Genomic DNA, 18,348 nt, shown 5'->3' on the forward strand with positions numbered 1-18,348 from the left:
CTTCTAGTACTATGCTGTTGGTTTTTTGAAATTAATCGTATTAATAAAAAGTATGCAAAAAATTACAAAGCTGTTATCAGCTTTCTCCGTACTACTGATGTTGGTACTCCCACTACAAGCTCAAGAGAGTCGTACCTCCCTTGAGGGCAGGGTAGTGGATGCTGTATCCAATCAACCAGTGAGTGGTGTGTTAGTAACACTTCAGGGGAGCGGGCTTCAAGTGACTACAGGAGGTGATGGAACCTTTACATTTATTAATGTAGAACCAGGTAAAACACTTCTTTATATCACTTCATCTATTCATCAATCCAAAGAGTATGAGGTCGTTATTGTTAAAGGCCGTGAGAATAGACTTGATGATATAGAAGTTGTTCAGATATCAACGGATGATAGTTCCTTATACGCGGGATTAGTGAATGAGATGGAGTTAGGTATGGGTGATGATGAAGCATCACTACAGGAGATCAGTACGATGATGACCTTTTCCAGTGATGTTTATTTGCAAAAGTCTGGTTACCAACTCTCACAATTTCGTCATCGTACTCGAGGGTATGATAGTAAGTATGAGGAGCGTTATATCAATGGTGTGAATTTCAATGAAGGAGTGAGAGGCGTATTCAACTACTCATCCATTGGAGCACTTAATGATTTGACTCGTAATGGTAACCGTATTAACTACCTGAGTAATTCTAATTTCTCATTTGGTAAGTTGGGTGGTTCCGAGGATATTAATATGCGCCCATCTAATTATGCCAAGGGGGGAAAAGCAACTATTTCAGGGACTAATAGAAATTATTATTCACGTATTATTCTTAGTTATAATACAGGCTTGATGGATAATGGTTGGGCCTTTACAGCAGGTATCGGCGGTAGATACTCACATGAGGGGGCGATTGCAGGAGTATTCTATCGTAATATCTCGTATATGCTAGGTGCTGAGAAAGTATGGGACAAGGGACGTCATAGTCTAAGCTTTATTACCTTTGGCTCTCCAGTGCAGAGAGGGCAGCAAGGTGCCTCTGTGGAGGAAGCATTAAAGCTTGTTGGCTGTAACACATACAACCCCAACTGGGGATATCAGAATGGTAAGAAACGTAATGCACGTGTAGTGAAAAGTTGGGACCCAACAGCGATTCTTTCTCATGTATGGAAAATAAATGAAGAAACGACCCTAACTACAGGCCTTGCAGCACACTACAACCGATATGGTAAGAGTGCTCTAAACTGGTATAATGGTGTGGACCCACGTCCTGATTATTATCGCTACCTACCATCTTATTTCTCACATACCCCTATCCTTGAGGAGTATTATCAAACGCTTTGGATGGGCGGTATTAATTCTCAAATCAATTGGGATAGGCTATATGAAGTCAATCATATGAACAATATTGCAGGAGATGGGTCTGCGATTTATATGGTTGAGGAAAGAAGAAGCGACTTAGGTGAGATTGCATTCAATAGCACGCTCAATAAACGCATTTCTCGTCATGTCAAGTTATCGGCTGGACTTGAGTACAAATATTCATTCTCAAAGCAATTTAAGACTGTCGATGACCTTATGGGAGCTGACTATTTGCTTGATGTAGATAAATTCAGCGAAAGAGACTTCCCAGGTAATACAGAAGTTGTAACAAATGACTTGAATAAACCTGGACGCCGTGTTTGGGAAGGAGATGTCTTTGGTTATGACTATAGATACCGTATTCATAATGCAGGACTATGGGTTCAAAATGTCCACAATTATAATAACATTGACCTCTATTATGGTGCTAAGCTAGGCTTGAATACCATCCAACGAGAGGGTAAAATGCGTAATGGTCGTTTCCCAGATAACTCCTTTGGACGCTCAGACTGGCATACACAAGTAACGATGGAAGGTAAGGCGGGAGTCACATATAAATTCAGTGGTCGCCACTTCCTAAATGCTAATGCTAGCTACCAGCAAGTGCCACATAACGAAAGAGAGATGTTTGTAGCTCCTGATGTTACAGATCAAGTGGTACCAAGTCTTAAGCCTCTTGAAGTAGCTAGTGCTGACCTCAATTACGTATTCACCACCCCAAAGATTCGTGGACGACTCGGATTATTCTACACTAAATTCTGGAATGATATGCGTAAGAATTCATACTATAATGACCAGATGCGTACATTTATTCATCATAATATATATGATGTTGGACGAACTCATAGAGGTATAGAATTAGGTGTTGAATATAAGCCTACCGACGCTCTGACATTTGATTTAATTGGTACCATTGGTCAGTATTACTACGATAAAGACGCTATGGGTGTGATGAATTCGGGCAATGGTATGATTAATAATGAAATAGAGAAAGTTTATCTTAAGAATCTTTACCTTGGTGGAGTTCCACAGATGTTGGGCACCTTTGGTATTGGTTACTTCTATAACTATTGGTTCTTTAATGTCAATGTTAATGGCTTTGGTATGAACCATATTGACATTGCTCCTGTCCGGAGAATGGCATCAGCCTATACGAATGTGATACCAGAAGGAGTTCCCGGTTACGATCCAGATATTTGGGCTAATTATAAAGAACTTACTACTCAAGAGCGCTTCAAGGGTGGTGCTACGGTTGATCTAAGTATTGGTAAGATACTTTATCTAAAGAATAGAGATAGGATTAACTTCAACTTCTCTGTTAATAACCTTCTGAATAAGACCGATATTCGTACCGGTGGATATGAGCAAGGACGAGTAAGAATGGATCGCCCTGCATCACTATTGGGAAATAAACACTTCTATATGCAGGGGATAAACTTCTTTTTCAATGCAAGTTACAACTGGTAATGAGGTGAGAAATAAATATAATAGAATATAATTTACGAATAATAAATATGAAGATTAATAAGTTATTTGTAGCTCTAGTAGCTTTGATGGCACTAAGCTTGATTTCTTGCGAAAGAAAATATGATGCACCTCTATTGACTGAGCCTGTGCTAAAGGATGAGTTGAAGAAGCCTACCATGACCATTGCTGAATTTAAGCAACTGTATGCTTCTCTTGGAGCTGATGCAGATACCAATATTGATAAGGACATAATCCTTCATGGAGTAGTTGTGGGTAACGACATTGAAGGCAGTATCTACAAACAAATTTTTATCGAGGATGCCACAGGAGGTCTTCCTATCTCTATCGACTCATATAACCTTTCAAGTGAGTATCCCGTAGGGCAAAAACTAGCGATTCAGCTAAAAGGATTGGGTGCTGTAAAGTATCGTGGTTTATTACAAATCGGTGTTTCAGAGCCTTCTAAAGAGGGTCAGGATAAGCAGACTAGAATACCTATTGAGTTATTTAGAGAAAGGACTGGCAAGGACGGATGGCCTAAGACAGAGGCGGCTGAACCTCATCTAGTATCGTTATCAGAAGTAAGTAAATATACAGGACGATTAGTAAAGCTTGAGGGCGTTTATTTCGTTGATGGTGGAAAGGAAACATTTGCACCAAAGGGGCAGTCTGCTAATCGTACTCTAAAGGATCATAAAGGAAATAATGTGATTGTGCGTACTAGTGGGTATGCTAAATTTACTAATGACCTTTTACCATTAGGGACAGGTACTGTAGTTGCTATTGTTTCTGAGTTTAATGGTGCACCTCAGTTGCTTATTCGTGAGCGAGATGATGTATATGGTTTTGATGGTAAAGATCCTATAGGTAATAATACCCCTGATACTCCTGATAATGGTGGTAATACTACAGCTACAAAACAAATTATAGATGCTCCTTTTGCTTCTGAACTTTTACCATTCGTAGCACAGTCTGTCAAAGGCGATCAAGTGTGGAAAATTAATACTCAATTCAAGAATGCTAATATCTCTGGTTTTTTTAATAATCAGAATAACGAAAATGAAGACTGGCTTGTATCTCCAGCCATGGATCTAACCGAAACAAAAGATGGATATATCCACTTCATGCACACTTGGAATAAAGGTGATGTGAGCCTAATGAAAGAACAGCTTACAGTTTGGTTTAGTACTGATTATACCGACGATGTTACAAAAGCAAAATGGACCCAAGCTACTATTCCAAACTATCCATCGGGAACAGACTGGAATAACGTGGAATCTGGAAACATTCAATTTCCTGCATCTGTACTTGGAAAAAGTAATGTGCGTTTTGCTATGAAATATAGTTGTACTAATGCTTCATCTGGTACATGGCAGATCAAAGAGCTAAAAACCTTTGTGGATAAGGGTTCCCTAGTTGGTGGTAGTACGCCTACTCCTACTCCTACTCCAAATCCAGATCCAACCCCTGATCCAAATCCAGATCCAACACCGAACCCAACCCCAGGAGATAACCAATTGCTGTTCCCTGGCTCTAACTTTGAAGACTTTGCTGCTTTTACAGCATCCTTGAATAAGTATGGATTATCTATTGGCGAGCAAAGTGCTGCTGGTGAAGGTCGTAATAATTCTAAGGCGTTGAAATTAGCTACAACTGTTGGTGATAAGAATAGCTATGTCTTTACTACGTTGGTACAAGAGGGCTACTCTCTTGAAGGCAAGTCAAAAATTATCTTTTATGTTAAAGGAACTTCAGCCAGTTCCTTGTCATGTAATGTGTACACTACTAAAGCAGAAAAACCAACAATGGGTGTTGACTATAAGTGCTTCAATCTAGGAGATCTAAGTGGTAGTGATGCCATGTTACAGCCAACAGAAAAAAATGACTATAATGGCAATATTGATACCAAAGATGAGTGGCGAAAGGTAACACTTGATATAAGTACGTCAGTTCCTAATAAAGATGCAGGAGATATGTTGTTTGCCCTAAAGGTAGGAAAAACAGCTACTTATAATCTCTTAATTGATGATATCACTGTAGAGTAAAGGGCTTTGAGATATGAAGATTTTATTTAGAAATAAACTGTGGCTCTTATCATTGCTGAGTATCCTACTATTAAATGGTTGTGGGACAACACAGCAGGTAAAGCATAATGATGCCGCTCATAAGACCTACGAAACCTATGCCATTGGCTTTTACAATGTAGAGAATCTCTGGCATCCAAGCGTAGATCCTAATAATCCTAGGGATACAGATTATGTACCTGACGGTCCGTATAATTGGACCATGCCAAAGTACGAAAGAAAACTAGATAACTTAGCCCAAGTTGTTAGTAAGTTGGGTCGTGATCATACTCCATATGGAGCTGCATTTATTGGTATAGCTGAGATTGAGAATAGACAAGTTCTCGAAGATTTAGTAAAACGACCAGCAATCGCAGATTTAGGACTTAAAGTGATTCATGAAGAGGGGCCAGACCGTAGAGGTATCGATGTAGCTGCAATCTACAACCCAAGTATCTTTAAGCTGATTAGTTATAAGTGTTATGCCTATCCTAAGCTCAAAGAAAATCCGACATTTGTTACTCGTGACCAACTATTGGTAACAGGGATGCTAGCTGGAGAGAAGGTTCACTTTATAGTGATGCACTGGCCTAGTAGATATGGAGGTAAGACTAGTGACTACCTTAGAGTAAATGCTGCTAAGCTGACCAATCGCATTATGGACGAAATTTACGCTGAGGATCCTAGTGCTAAGATTATTATCATGGGCGACCTTAATGATGACCCTACTAATGTCAGCAGTTTAGAAATTCTAAAGGGTAAAGAAACACGTGAAGAAGTAGAGCCTAGGGGCTTATACAATCCAGCATTGTCCATTTATAAAGATGGGATAGGAACCCTAGTATATCAAAATAAGTGGAATTTCTTTGATCAGATGATGGTTAATTATAATTACCTTCATGGTAATGGCCTTAACTATTGGAAAATGGAGATCTTTAATCGTGATTTCCTTATTACCCAAGAGGGTAAAAAGAAAGGATGGCCATTCCGTTCATTTGATGGCAATTCATTTACTGAAGGATATAGTGACCACTTCCCTGTCGTTATTTACTTAGTTAAGGAGAAGTAATACTCCATAGAGTAATGATATTAAATCCTATTGCGTGTCTGGATGTCTTATTTAGAGATATCCAGACACGTTCGTTTTTCAGAAAGTATTTTTTTTCGATAGCGGTCTACCACATCACTTTTGATATCCGAGTAGGTATTGGATCCATTTTTTAGCCTCTCAGCAGAGTCCTAAATAAATCTGTGGTTAGCACTTTGCATAATAATTCTCGACTGTTATAGTCTGTTATTTCATGGAGTTGCTGTAGTTGTTATACGAAAATTTCAGTAAATTGCTCTTGTGTAAGGCTTATGAAGTAATTCCTTTTGAAAATAATTTTTCTTTATCAAGGATGTCATTTCTCTAGCACTTACATGCTAATGGAGACAAAATATGTGTTTCTATTATAGCTAAAAGATGAAATAATTATTTTAAAACTAACTCTTATGATTGCAAGTAAATTATTAGTGATATACCTAGCGGGGGGCTGTTTCTGGGGCGTCGAACATTATATGAAGCTCTTACCTGGTGTGGTTGATACCGAAGTGGGTTTTGCGAATAGCAGAGTCGAGAATCCATCTTATCGTGAAGTCTGTACTGGCAATACTAATGCCGTAGAGACTGTAAAGGTGCTTTACGATCCAGAGGTGACCTCGTTAAGCTTTCTTCTCGATCAATTTTTCCTCATTATTGATCCCGTGTCAGTTAATAGGCAAGGTAATGATATGGGCACACAGTATCGCACGGGTGTTTATTATACTGACCCTGTAGATAGACCTATTGTGATGCGTTCCTTAGCAAGGTTACAGGCTAAGTATTCTAAGCCTTTGGTTGTGGAGGCTGAAGAATTAGTAAACTTTTATGCAGCTGAGTTGGAGCATCAGGATTATCTTGAAGCTCAGCCTGGAGGATATTGTCATGTCCCTAGGGAGATGTTTCGCTCAGCTAAAGAGGCTAAAGTCCCTGCCAATTCCATTGAAAAGGATAAAGCTTTGCGGGATAATGAAAGAAAAAGACTTGCTGAAAGCGACGCGGATTTGAAGAAGCGACTAACACCAATTCAGTATGATGTGACGCAACATGAATCCACAGAGATGCCGTATCGTAATGAGTATGATCAGCATTTTAAGGAAGGTATCTATGTGGATGTTATCTCAGGAGAGCCGCTATTTAGCTCCACAGATAAGTTTGATTCGGGATGTGGCTGGCCAGCCTTCAGTAAGCCTATCAACAGTCAAATTATAGAGGAAAAAGTTGATGATTCTATGGGAATGGTTCGAACAGAGGTCAGGAGTAAATCTGGCAAAGCCCACTTGGGTCATGTCTTTCAGGATGGGCCAAAGTCTCTGGGAGGTAACCGCTACTGCATCAATAGTGCTTCCTTAAGATTTGTCGCTAAGGAAGATATGGAGAAAGAGGGATATGGTGATTATCTTTATCTTTTTAAGAAGTAATTTTATTCCTCCTTTAGGGAAATATGTTTATGATGAGATATTAAATGATGATACCTTTAATAAGGTGCTGTTAATGTCTTGATGAGAATGTTGCACGAAAAACCGGCTAAAATTATTGCGTATATCATTGATTATTAGTATCTTTAGTGTGTAATTAAGGGGAGAATATAGTATTGATTTATAGCGACAATAGTTATGGGATTCAAGCAAACGAGCAACAATGCACCCTCATTTACTGAGGTGTTTACCGAATTGAGAAGTTCTAGAGCACGCAATGAGTTTCTAGAGCAAATTGACAAACTCATTGATTGGAGACCATTTCAAACGCTCATAAATAAAAAGCTAAATAAGAGAGCTGAAGCGAAAGGCGAACCTACTTATGATGGAGTCCTAATGTTTAAGATCCTGCTTTTAGAGACGTGGTATAATTTGAGTGACCGAGCCGTTGAAGAACGTATTAACGACTCCATCAGCTTTGGTAAGTTTCTTGACATTGATATGGAACACGTCTCTCCCGATCACAGCACCATTTGTCGTTTTCGCAATGCGATTGTAGAGAAAGGCTTGTGGGATAAACTTTTGAGCCTTCTCAATAAGCAGCTACAACGCCATGGGATTATGAAGATTGAGACGGGAGCATTGGTTGATGCAAGTATAGTTGATAGCCCATATGCCCCCGATGGTTCTGTCAAGATAGAAGTCGCCGAGGATAGAGAGGACACCAGAAGCGAAGAAGCTAAAGAGGAAGAGCGGAGCTATCAAGTAAAAGTGGGTAGCGCGAAACTAGGTGTGGATACTGAAGCTCGCTGGGTGGTAAAATGTAAGAAGTTTAGATATGGGTACAAGAAACATGTCTTGACAGACGGTGAAGGACTTGTGCATACCCTTACCACCACATCTGCCAATGTCTCAGACACCACAGAATTTCCAACTCTCATAGAGAAAGGAGCCCTTCAAAAAGGAGTAATGGTATTAGCCGATAAAGGGTACACCTCCAAGGCCAATAGAGAACATTTATCTGGTCACGGGCTCAAAGATGGGATAATGAGAAAAGCGACAAAGGGGAAGCCACTTAGTGATAAAGATAAAGAATTCAACCGACAGATAAGCCAGTATCGAAATAAAATTGAGCGTACTTTTGGAAGTATCAGGCGCTGGTTTCACGGAGGGAGGTGCCGATATCGAGGGTTAGCTAAGACGCATGCACAAAATATACTTGAAGCCATTTGCTACAACATCAAAAGAGCTCCCCAGTTATACCTCAATACATTATTGAAAAATGAAGAAGCCTCTATAAGAGGAGCACTTGTTATGAGATAAGTACTAGAAATCCTCTGTAAAAGCTCATATTTAGAGCTTTTACAGAGGAGAATAATCAAAAAACAAGGCGATTTTTCAAGAAAGACAAGACGAAAATCTGCAAAAAGTCAGTCAAAAACGTCTAAACTCGAATGTGCAACAGTCTCTTGATACATATTATTTGCACAAATAGGACGCGTCACGTTCATTACATCATAGTACTGAACGTGACGCGTTCTATATTATACTGTATCAATTCTACTAAGACATGGTAAGTGCAAGGCTGAATTATTCGGACAGTTGTTCACGTAGAGCGTCTTGCCTACTTTTACTTCGTGTAACGGTGTAAACACCAGAAATGACTAGTAGTCCAGCAATTAGTTTGATGATAGTAAAGTCCTCTAATCCCATAATTAGAGCTGCTATAGCTGTAATGATTGGTGACATATAGTTATACATAGCAATGACTGTCGGACGTAGTCTTTTCTGCCCAATTGGGAGAAGGAAGTAGGCCACGAAGGTTGAGAATATCACTATAAAACCAAGCTCCTGATACGTACGCATTGAGAGTGTACTCCATGAAGTCTCAATGATAGGGCGATACGAGAAGGGTAAAACCAAAAAGAATGAAATCAGAAAAAGCCACTTCATTAACTCTACAGGAGAATATTTTAATATCAGGTTTTGGAATAGGGTAAGATATAAAGTGTAGTTAAGCGTTGCAAAAAGGGCCAATAATAATCCAAGTATAGAGAATTCCTGACCCGGAATTTTTCCAGTCTCTTTTGATAAAATGAGTAATAAAACTCCAGATAAACCAAGCATTACACCCAGTACCTTAGTTTTCGTTATAGGCTCTTTAAGAAACAGAGCCGCTAAGATCATGGCAAAGATTGGACCTGTGGTTGTGACTAATGACTGACTGATAGGTGTCGTTAGTGCGATGGCGAAAGCAAAACCGCCCTGATTGAATACGACCCCTGCTAATGCTGCACCGAACACCATTTTCAGGTCTTTTTTCTCTAACTTCTGACCCTTCATAAAAAAGGATACGATCCAGAAAAGAAGTGCACTAACCCCAAAGCGAGCGGACATATGCACCCATGGTGAAAGTATCCCCGTCGCTAAAAGGTCGTTAGAGAAAGGTCCGTTCAATCCGAAGATAAGAGTAGCGATCAAGATAGCTACGTGACCTCTTATTTTTTCTTTTGACATATATATGAATGAAGAAAATGTTAGACTTTTTTGAATTATTACGCAAAGATACTCCTTTTTTCATATCACTAGATATGTTTTTCAATACGCTCAACTTATTCTCCTGTAATTACTCCTTTCATGAGATGGAAATAAGGGCATATAAATCTCTGATTTGGAAGTACTGAGAAGTCGTCTTATTGCACTTCGTAAGCAGAAGTAGATGTAATGCCTTGAATTATTAGCATATATCAAAGGTGAATTACACAAGAGTTTCTAAAGTAGAGGCTTACGTGTGGTGTGAAAACGCAACTAGAAGCTACTTTTTAGAGAACTGTAGGCATGGTGATTTTTAGTTATATGAAAGAAAATTGCTTCCTATAGAGACAAAATATTTTTCCTATGAGAAGAAGAAATCCTTCCTATATGAAACATTTTAGCCCCTTTTTAGTCTCTTTTTTTGGGGAATAAGATTACATTTCGTTAGCGATGGTTCTTCTCTAACAAGATTACTACTCAATACAACTAAGGAGTACGTCCAAAATCTCCTGATAAGTAACTCCTATGACCTAAAGAACATTCGGTTTTCAGTGCAATAATAATCCCGAATTGGAGCCTATACAAAAGGAGCCAACTCGGGATTAAAATTAAATATTACTTAGAGCTATTACTCTCCTTTTATCGTGTTGATTTTTAGGAGCTTAAATATGTTTACTAGCAAGATAGGGATAAACATCATCACCATGACGATTACCCAATGTGTAGTGTCTAACTCTACCAGATGGAAGATGTCCCTTAAGAATGGGATGAAATAGACTACTAAAATAAGCATCAATGAAATAAGCATTGCCCCGATGAGCTTTTTATTCCTCAATGGTGAGAAGTGCCAGCTAGGTCTAACGTTGGAATGAAGATTACGGATGTGTAGCAATTGAGCCATACAGATGCTTATGAATGCCATTGTTTGCCCTAGCTCCTGACCGCCATCATGCATCCCGATGAGATAGGACGTAAGACCGATTAGACCCACCATAACACCTTGGTAGCTAATTCGCCAAATGAACCCTTTGGTGAAGAACCCTTTATTACTATCTATTGGTGGTCTGTTCATGACATCTTTATCCTCTGGGTCTAAGCTTATACCAAGAGCAGGCAAACTGTCTGTCACTAGGTTGATCCACAATAACTGAATAGGCAAAAGCGGCGTACCTAGATTAAAGACTGTTGCTATAAGGATCAAGATTACTTCACCTATGTTCGTAGAGAGCAGATATTGAATAGCCTTGACTATGTTATCATATATACGGCGACCCTCTCTAACTGCCAGGACGATGGTGGCAAAGTTATCATCTGTAAGGATGAGATCTGCCGCCCCCTTAGATACCTCTGTACCGGTAATTCCCATGGCAACTCCGATGCTAGCTGTCTTCAATGCAGGAGCATCATTAACACCATCACCAGTCATCGCGACCACATCACCGTGCTTCTGCCAGGCTTTGACGATACGCACCTTATGCTCTGGTGCTACGCGGGCATAGACCGAACACTTCGGAACAACCTCGAAGAGCTCATTGTCATCCATGTTCTCTAGCTGAGTGCCATTCAGTACGAGGTCTCCCTCCTGAGCAATTCCAATCTCTCGAGCGATTGCCGTTGCAGTTATTTGGTGGTCTCCTGTAATCATCACAGGTTTGATACCAGCAGTACGACACTCAGATACAGCCTTTATAGCTTCTGGACGAGGCGGGTCTATCATTCCCATTAATCCTAGGAAGATCAAGTCACGCTCCACCATTTCTGAGGTTTGCTCCTTAGGCATAGCACTAATATTGGCATACGCAAAAGCAAGCACACGCAGAGCCTTCTCAGCCATGGCGACGTTTGCACTTCGGATTTGCTCTTTAATATCCTCCGTTAGAGGGATGAGTTCACCATCCTTTAGGTAATGAGTACAAACCTCCAATAATTCATCGGTGCCACCTTTGACATGAGTTTGCAATTCACTGCCACCCTCCTCGGTTTTATTTATAGAGGACATCAGCTTACGTTCAGAGTCAAATGGGACCTCTCCTATTCTCTGATACTTCTTCTCTATGTCATTTTTATTAATCCCATTCTTCTCAGCTAGATCTACGATAGCCGTTTCGGTAGGATCGCCGGAGAGTCTATTTTCTGACTCCATATTCTCCGACAGGTGTGCGTCATTAGCCAATGTTCCACTGAGAAGCATTTGGTCAATGACTTTGCTAGAACCAATCTCATAGTCCTCAGCATTGATACTTCCTTCAATGCTCCACATCTCTACAATCGTCATGCGATTTTGAGTTAGGGTTCCTGTCTTATCAGAGCATATCACAGAGGCACTTCCTAGTGTCTCAACAGAGGGGAGCGTACGAACAATAGCATTTTGCTTGACCAAGCGTTGAACACCCATCGCCAGTACTAGTGTAGAAACTACCTGTAACCCTTCTGGAATAGCTGCAACACCCAGAGAGACTGCCATCATAAACATATCCACAAGGTCATTGCCATACAAGACTCCTAAGCCAAAGATTAATGCACAGATAGCAAGAGCACCATATCCTAGCACCTTGCCCAACTGATTGAGACGCTTTTGCATCGGTGTCACTTGATCTGCCGCATCGCTTAGCATTCCGGCTATCTTTCCCACCTCAGTATTCATGCCGGTACCGACCACAATTCCGGTACCACGTCCATAAGAAACGAGCCCCGTAGAGAAGGCTATGTTATGGCGATCACCCAAGGGTAGATCTTGACCGGCATCGATCACCTCAGCATTCTTCTCGGCAGGGACAGACTCCCCAGTGAGAGCAGATTCTTGTATCTGCAGATTAAAGCTCTCAGAAAGCCGAATATCAGCAGGAACAATATCGCCTACATCTAATATGACGATGTCACCTGGTACCACGTGCTCACTTGATATTTCTACTACACTACCGTCTCTCAAGACCTTGCTATGCGGTGCACTCATCTTATTAAGTGCATCCAGAGAAACCATAGCTCGGTATTCCTGAACAGTACCAATCACCGCATTGACTATCAATATCGCCATAATGATGATGCTATCTGTAAAGCTATTGGTCCCCTCCATAAAACTGACTACTGCGGTTAGGATTGCTGCAATAATCAGTACATAAACAAGCGCATCATTGAATTGATGTAAAAAAATCTTCCATAACGGGGTATTGGCTTTCTTATTAAGTTTGTTCTCACCATACTTCTCTAATCGCTTAGTAGCCTCAGAGCTGCTAAGGCCACTGGTTAGTGAAGTCTGGAAATCATTAGCCACCTCGTCTTTAGTCTGAGCGTGATAAATATTTTCTGTCATCCCTTCGTCTTAAAAAAATCATTATTACCTAATGGACAAAGGTAATCAATTAGCACATAATTCAAACAATCCTTTGAAATATTATATGAGTCCCTTTAAATCATAGTTTAGTGCCTGTCCTATGAATGGGAGACACTTGTTTGGGAGCTTCGTGATAAGTGGCAATATTTGTATCGCCAACTTGGGATGATATATCGATGGCATTGAGCACATCAGTATTTAATTGAAATTTCTGTGCACTTTTTTCAAGAATAGCATAGGGGCTCTAAAGAGATTGTATGGGTCGTCTTAAAAGATTCTACATAAAAGGGTAGGGGAATAGTAGAGACCCAGAGTGTAGAGTGATTTATGATGGCTCTCAAATGGATAAAAAATTGGTAACTTTACAATCCATGATTTAGATTACCGAAAGGTACGCAGGTACTTGATACTTCGCTGTTGGAATATATTATTAAAGTCATCATGAGTCATTTGAGTTCATGACGATGGATTGTCAGGAGAATTAAAATGATAATTTTACTATACGTAGCAATGATACTATGCTTCCTTACCATTGTGGCAAAAGTCAGTTTGTTACCATGGTGGAAGGGTGTCGTCATAGGGCTTATACTCTTAGGCTTTTGCCTATTAGTTGTACCTATTACTACCCAAAGTAGTCGTATGGTGATTGAGCGTTTTCTTGCTGATTATCAGGCTCGCGAATATGTTGCTATCTTAGCTACTTTAGAGTGTGCAATGGCCTTTGCATTTGCTTTCCGTAATTGGCATACTGATAAAGACAATAATCAGGGAAGACGTACGCGTCTTCAGCAGCTCCGTCCTAGATTGTTGCAGCCCTTGTGGTGGATACAAAAACATTATGTGTCATTACTTATTTTTCCCACACTTTTTTTTATTCAAACGCAGGTCTTGTATGCTCTTCCAGGGGCTAATTTTTATATCCCTGCTATTATCGTTGGAGGTGCTGCTGTGGTGCTCATTCCATTAATGAGCTGGCTGTGTCGGGAAGCCTTCCCGATTAGGGAACACCGTGAAGAGTCGCTACTTTTTTTATCTGTGGCACTGTCTGTATTAGTACTGATTTCTACAAATCATGATGAGATACTGACATCCCGACCTAGCTATCAAGGCGAGTCAATGCCGAGAGAGTATCTGCTCACGACTACAATATTTTTGATTTTATTTATCATTGGCTTTTTCTCCACTAGGTTAAGGAAAAAGAAAGCCAACTAACATGACTTAATATATTATGGAATGGATTTCTAAAATACTTTTTGCGATAGCAAATAGCCTTTTGATACCAGATATTATCCTGCTGATAGTCTTTTTTGTATGGGCTCTGATATGGATTGGGCGTTTTTATGGAGAGTTTACGACTCGTCGGAAGCACCTGAGAGAGCTAAGCCCTCTCTTGGATAAGGTGGGTAAGGGTGAAGCTTCTCTGGAAGACTTCTCTCTCTCTCTGCCTGAAAAGGATGTGGCTGCTATCGTCCCATACTACCGAGAGATCCTAAAGTATGGAGGGGATCTGAACAAGGCGGACTACGCTATCTCTTGTTATGAAAATAAAGTCGCGAAGGAGTTTATTATCGCACGACTATTTTCTAAAGTGGGGCCTATTCTAGGATTACTCGGTACATTGATCTCGATGAGTCCAGCTCTTACGGGTCTGGCAAGTGGGGATATTGCAGGGATGGCGTATAATATGCAGGTGGTCTTTGCGACGACTGTTGTGGGGCTTGTCATCAGCTCTGTAGGGTTAGTCACGCTATTATACAAACAGCGTTGGTATGCTCACGATAGCGATAATTTACTATACTTAGCAAGGATTATTCAAGAAAGGTCAGTATATGAAGAGCAGTAAGGAAATTAATAGAGGGGAAGACTGCCAACAGATGCCCAAAGGACATGCTCCTAAGCAGAGGATGGTACGCCGACCTTCCAAGCTTCGTGAGATAGAGGATGAAGATCCCTTGAGTGTGGTGGTCAATCTATTCGATGTGGCTATGGTCTTTGCCGTTTCCTTGATGGTTGCGATTGTTCTGCACCTTAATATGTCTGAGTTTTTTGGCAAAGAAGACTTTACCATAGTTAAGAATCCAGGAGAGGATAATATGGAAATCATCACAAAGGAGGGTAAGGAAATTAAAAAATATGTGCCTAAAGAGGATGATGGGAGTGATGCCTCTATGAAGAAAGGGAAAAAAGTAGGTGTCGCTTATCAACTGGAGAATGGCGAGATCATATACATTCCCGAGTAACTACCGAACTTTACTTATTGTATCGTTGTGCAATCTTTTTTATATTCTTTCCATAAGCAAGCTTATTTTTTGTTGTCGATGATCTGAATGAGTGTTTATTTATAAATATTTATGCTATTATTGTTTTTATTTTATATTTTTATTACATTTGTTTTTGTATGGGTTAGCAATTGTTTTAAAATCATATAAAATACTGAATTCAAATGAACGATAACACAAATAATGGAAAAGTTGTAATTGACTTAAATCATAGTACCGATGCTAGATCCTTTAAGGATGGAGAATTGATTCATCGAGAAAAAATTGAAATTGTAGAAGGTTGGATAGCGGATCGTGTTAGATTAATTGATAAGCTTGAGGAAGATAATCGATCTAGTCGTTCAGAGACAGTTTTCCCATCTCGTATTCATGGTACAATATCAGTACTTGGAAGTAGAGGTTCAGGAAAGACTTCATTCTTAAATACTATTGCTGAGAAATATAGCTATGATGATAATTCTAAAATTGCTGTTTTAGGACCAATAGATCCTACCTTGATAGAGGAAAAAGGAGGTTTATTAGCCGCTAATGGATTTGCAATAATGCTTACTTGCTTTAGATCTTCATATACCGACAAATCATTATAATAATCCCAAATATTCTGTAATTGCTCCATTTGGTCTTGTGATTCATCTGAAAGCAACTCATCAAAAACTTTAATTAAATAATTATTAAGTTCTGAATGATCTTCGTTATTATTAGACGACCCTCCTGAGTTATCCATATTTAATTCGTTTAAATTGATAAAAGCACAGATGAGAGGACAAGTAAAAAGCCATGAAAAAAGTTTTAAGTCTGATAATTTATCGCCATTTATAATCTTCTTAAGATTTTCAAGAAAAATAGCCGAACTTGTATTAGGATTATTAATATTAATACTAAATCCATCAAGTCTTTCCTTCGCTTCCTCAACTAAGACCGAGTTAAGGAAAATAGTTGTATACATATGCATTGCTTCCCCTAGTGATTTGGGCATATTTTCATCTTCATAATTTCTAAAAGCAATAAAAAACCTATAAGATATTTTACCCAAGAGATATGGAGTCGCATTAAATCTATTTTGCCCCCCCCTCACTTGTCTTACTAAACTGGAGCCATTTATTTATTAATTCACTTAATATTTTTTTTGAATCTTGATCGGACGGTTTTTCAGATTTTATAATAATACTATCAGTTTCATAAGCATTACCTTCATAAAAGTTTGACGTGATATCAGGCATCATATAAGTTTTAATATGAGCCAGATCATTAAGAATAAATTCTAGATTTTCTTCTAACTCAGAACGCCGAATAATTTCAGCTATGCTTGACAACAACATCAAAAAAGAAAAAGAGGTTATAGCTTCACGTTTATTATTATGTTGAGATCGACTAACTGGCATCAAGATGATCTGCCCTTTCATATGTTCTAAATCCTTAGCAAGAATATCGATCGGCGATAGCTCATCCATCTTATTAACTTTATTTGATATTACACTCAACGTATGAATCGGAATATTTCCGCCCCATGGCTGTTTTTTCCATTTCTTTTCTAACAACAAAGCCCAAACAGAGGCAATCATTAATCCAGTACTATCTCGAAAGGTTCTATCATTAAACAGCATTGAAAAGTCACATAGCTCTCCTATTGAAAAGTACCTTGACCAACCAAGACTGCGACCGGGACCACCATATATAGGTAATAAAGTATCAAAAATATTTCTTACATATCCAATTTTGATAAAATACTCAAAAATCAAAAAACGACTTTCCTTACATCTTGACGAAAATAATAGTGTCAGAGCCATCAGTACGCTATTAAACATTCTATTGGTGGTTGTCGGTTGCAACTGGTAGGCATAATCCAAAGCATTATTTTTAATCAAATATTTAAGAATAATAGGAACTATAAATTTGTCGTTCGATTTAGCTAAGTCCAGATCCACCTCCTCATTATAAACATCCGAATTAAAAAGATCTACAAAGTCTAATGAATTAAATCGTTCTCCCTCAAGAGATAAGAGAAACTGAACAATTGATCTAAGAGGCATATTTAGTATAAATGACCGATATGGCTCTTGTTGGTATTTATTAGTAATCCCAAACAACTCTAATTTTGTATTTATGTACTTATCTATTCTACTATTTTCAGATTCTGGGTTCTCTTTTTGGTTAGCTCCTTTTACATAAATATTCAAGCTTTTATTCCCGTATATATTAGTTTTTTCTTGAATGGTATTCAGATGTATTCGCCTTCTGGATTGCAAAACTTTTTGAACATACTGATCCTCCATCTGTGTCACTAAATCATTATAGAGACGCATTTTCTCCAACTTTTCACCCTCATTTACAAGTAAAGCCTTACCAAACGTATTCCATTGGTGTTTTCTGATAGATTTAGAAAAGAGCTCAAAATCACCACTTAAAATTGTTATTATATATGGCGAAGTCATATACCTTCTCAAGGTTTCAAGTACCGACCATCCTTTTTTGAAGTCCACATCAATGTCGTCCAAAATTAACAAGAAGACCTTCTTATCGATAATATCCAAACCTAACTTTAAGAGTTGCTCAAAATCCTGTTCTAGATTCCTAGCAGCTTCGACATCTTTAAGGCCTTTATCCATTATAAACTCGGGATCTTGCCATCCTTCAAATCCCCCACCGACCCCATCAATAGATGGAATTCCCGCTGCCAATTTTTTGAGTTTACATCGCCATTGTTCTCTCCTTTGATATTTACAACTTTCTGGGTCACAACTAGTCTTATCTAAATGTCTCTCAACTGTTCTTTTAACATCAGATAAGATCGTCAAAAATATATGTCCTTTTTTATATGGTTATAAAAAGGAT

12 protein-coding genes are annotated in these 18,348 nt (G+C 39.0%); 8 read left to right on the plus strand and 4 right to left on the minus strand.

The features are described from left to right. The first annotated feature begins 52 nt into the window (after nt 1-52). The 5 genes from QYZ87_08795 (at nt 53) to QYZ87_08815 (ending at nt 8,694) form a co-directional block, all read left to right on the plus strand. Nucleotides 53-2,809 carry a carboxypeptidase regulatory-like domain-containing protein gene (locus QYZ87_08795; protein MDN4754613.1) on the plus strand — a complete coding sequence of 919 codons (2,757 nt, stop codon included), beginning with the start codon at nt 53-55 and terminating at the stop codon, nt 2,807-2,809. 47 nt (nt 2,810-2,856) lie between these two features. Next, nucleotides 2,857-4,854, plus strand: coding sequence for a DUF5689 domain-containing protein (locus tag QYZ87_08800; GenBank protein ID MDN4754614.1), 1,998 nt, complete (start codon nt 2,857-2,859; stop codon nt 4,852-4,854). 13 nt (nt 4,855-4,867) lie between these two features. Further along, the gene (locus tag QYZ87_08805; protein ID MDN4754615.1) at nt 4,868-5,941 is read left to right on the plus strand and encodes an endonuclease/exonuclease/phosphatase family protein; all 1,074 of its coding nucleotides are present in this window, start codon (nt 4,868-4,870) and stop codon (nt 5,939-5,941) included. A 425-nt stretch (nt 5,942-6,366) separates the two neighbouring features. After that, nucleotides 6,367-7,374 carry a peptide-methionine (R)-S-oxide reductase MsrB gene (gene msrB / locus QYZ87_08810; GenBank protein MDN4754616.1) on the plus strand — a complete coding sequence of 336 codons (1,008 nt, stop codon included), beginning with the start codon at nt 6,367-6,369 and terminating at the stop codon, nt 7,372-7,374. Between the two features lie 195 nt (nt 7,375-7,569). Next, nucleotides 7,570-8,694 carry an IS5 family transposase gene (locus QYZ87_08815; GenBank protein ID MDN4754617.1) on the plus strand — a complete coding sequence of 375 codons (1,125 nt, stop codon included), beginning with the start codon at nt 7,570-7,572 and terminating at the stop codon, nt 8,692-8,694. Nucleotides 8,695-8,961: 267 nt separating this feature from the next. Here the strand turns inward: QYZ87_08815 and QYZ87_08820 are convergent, their stop codons facing one another. Both QYZ87_08820 and QYZ87_08825 read right to left on the minus strand, forming a co-directional pair. Next, entirely contained in the window at nt 8,962-9,888 is a 927-nt protein-coding gene (locus QYZ87_08820) for a DMT family transporter (GenBank protein MDN4754618.1), read from the minus strand. 646 nt (nt 9,889-10,534) lie between these two features. After that, nucleotides 10,535-13,216 (minus strand): calcium-translocating P-type ATPase, PMCA-type, encoded by a 2,682-nt coding sequence (locus QYZ87_08825; protein MDN4754619.1) that lies wholly within the window; start codon nt 13,214-13,216, stop codon nt 10,535-10,537. A gap of 507 nt (nt 13,217-13,723) precedes the next feature. Between QYZ87_08825 and QYZ87_08830 the strand changes: the two genes are divergently transcribed. The 3 genes from QYZ87_08830 (at nt 13,724) to QYZ87_08840 (ending at nt 15,477) form a co-directional block, all read left to right on the plus strand. Then, nucleotides 13,724-14,449, plus strand: coding sequence for a hypothetical protein (locus QYZ87_08830; protein ID MDN4754620.1), 726 nt, complete (start codon nt 13,724-13,726; stop codon nt 14,447-14,449). A 16-nt stretch (nt 14,450-14,465) separates the two neighbouring features. Beyond that, nucleotides 14,466-15,080: a MotA/TolQ/ExbB proton channel family protein gene (locus tag QYZ87_08835; protein ID MDN4754621.1), complete on the plus strand. Its 615-nt coding sequence runs from the start codon at nt 14,466-14,468 to the stop codon at nt 15,078-15,080. A 61-nt stretch (nt 15,081-15,141) separates the two neighbouring features. Next, nucleotides 15,142-15,477: a DUF2149 domain-containing protein gene (locus QYZ87_08840; protein ID MDN4754622.1), complete on the plus strand. Its 336-nt coding sequence runs from the start codon at nt 15,142-15,144 to the stop codon at nt 15,475-15,477. 484 nt (nt 15,478-15,961) lie between these two features. Here the strand turns inward: QYZ87_08840 and QYZ87_08845 are convergent, their stop codons facing one another. Further along, nucleotides 15,962-16,492 carry a hypothetical protein gene (locus QYZ87_08845; protein ID MDN4754623.1) on the minus strand — a complete coding sequence of 177 codons (531 nt, stop codon included), beginning with the start codon at nt 16,490-16,492 and terminating at the stop codon, nt 15,962-15,964. Between the two features lie 79 nt (nt 16,493-16,571). Further along, nucleotides 16,572-18,194, minus strand: coding sequence for a hypothetical protein (locus QYZ87_08850; protein ID MDN4754624.1), 1,623 nt, complete (start codon nt 18,192-18,194; stop codon nt 16,572-16,574). Between the last annotated feature and the right edge of the window lie 154 nt (nt 18,195-18,348).

It is taken from the genome of Porphyromonadaceae bacterium W3.11 (genome assembly GCA_030434245.1).
Lineage (GTDB): Bacteria > Bacteroidota > Bacteroidia > Bacteroidales > Porphyromonadaceae > Porphyromonas_A.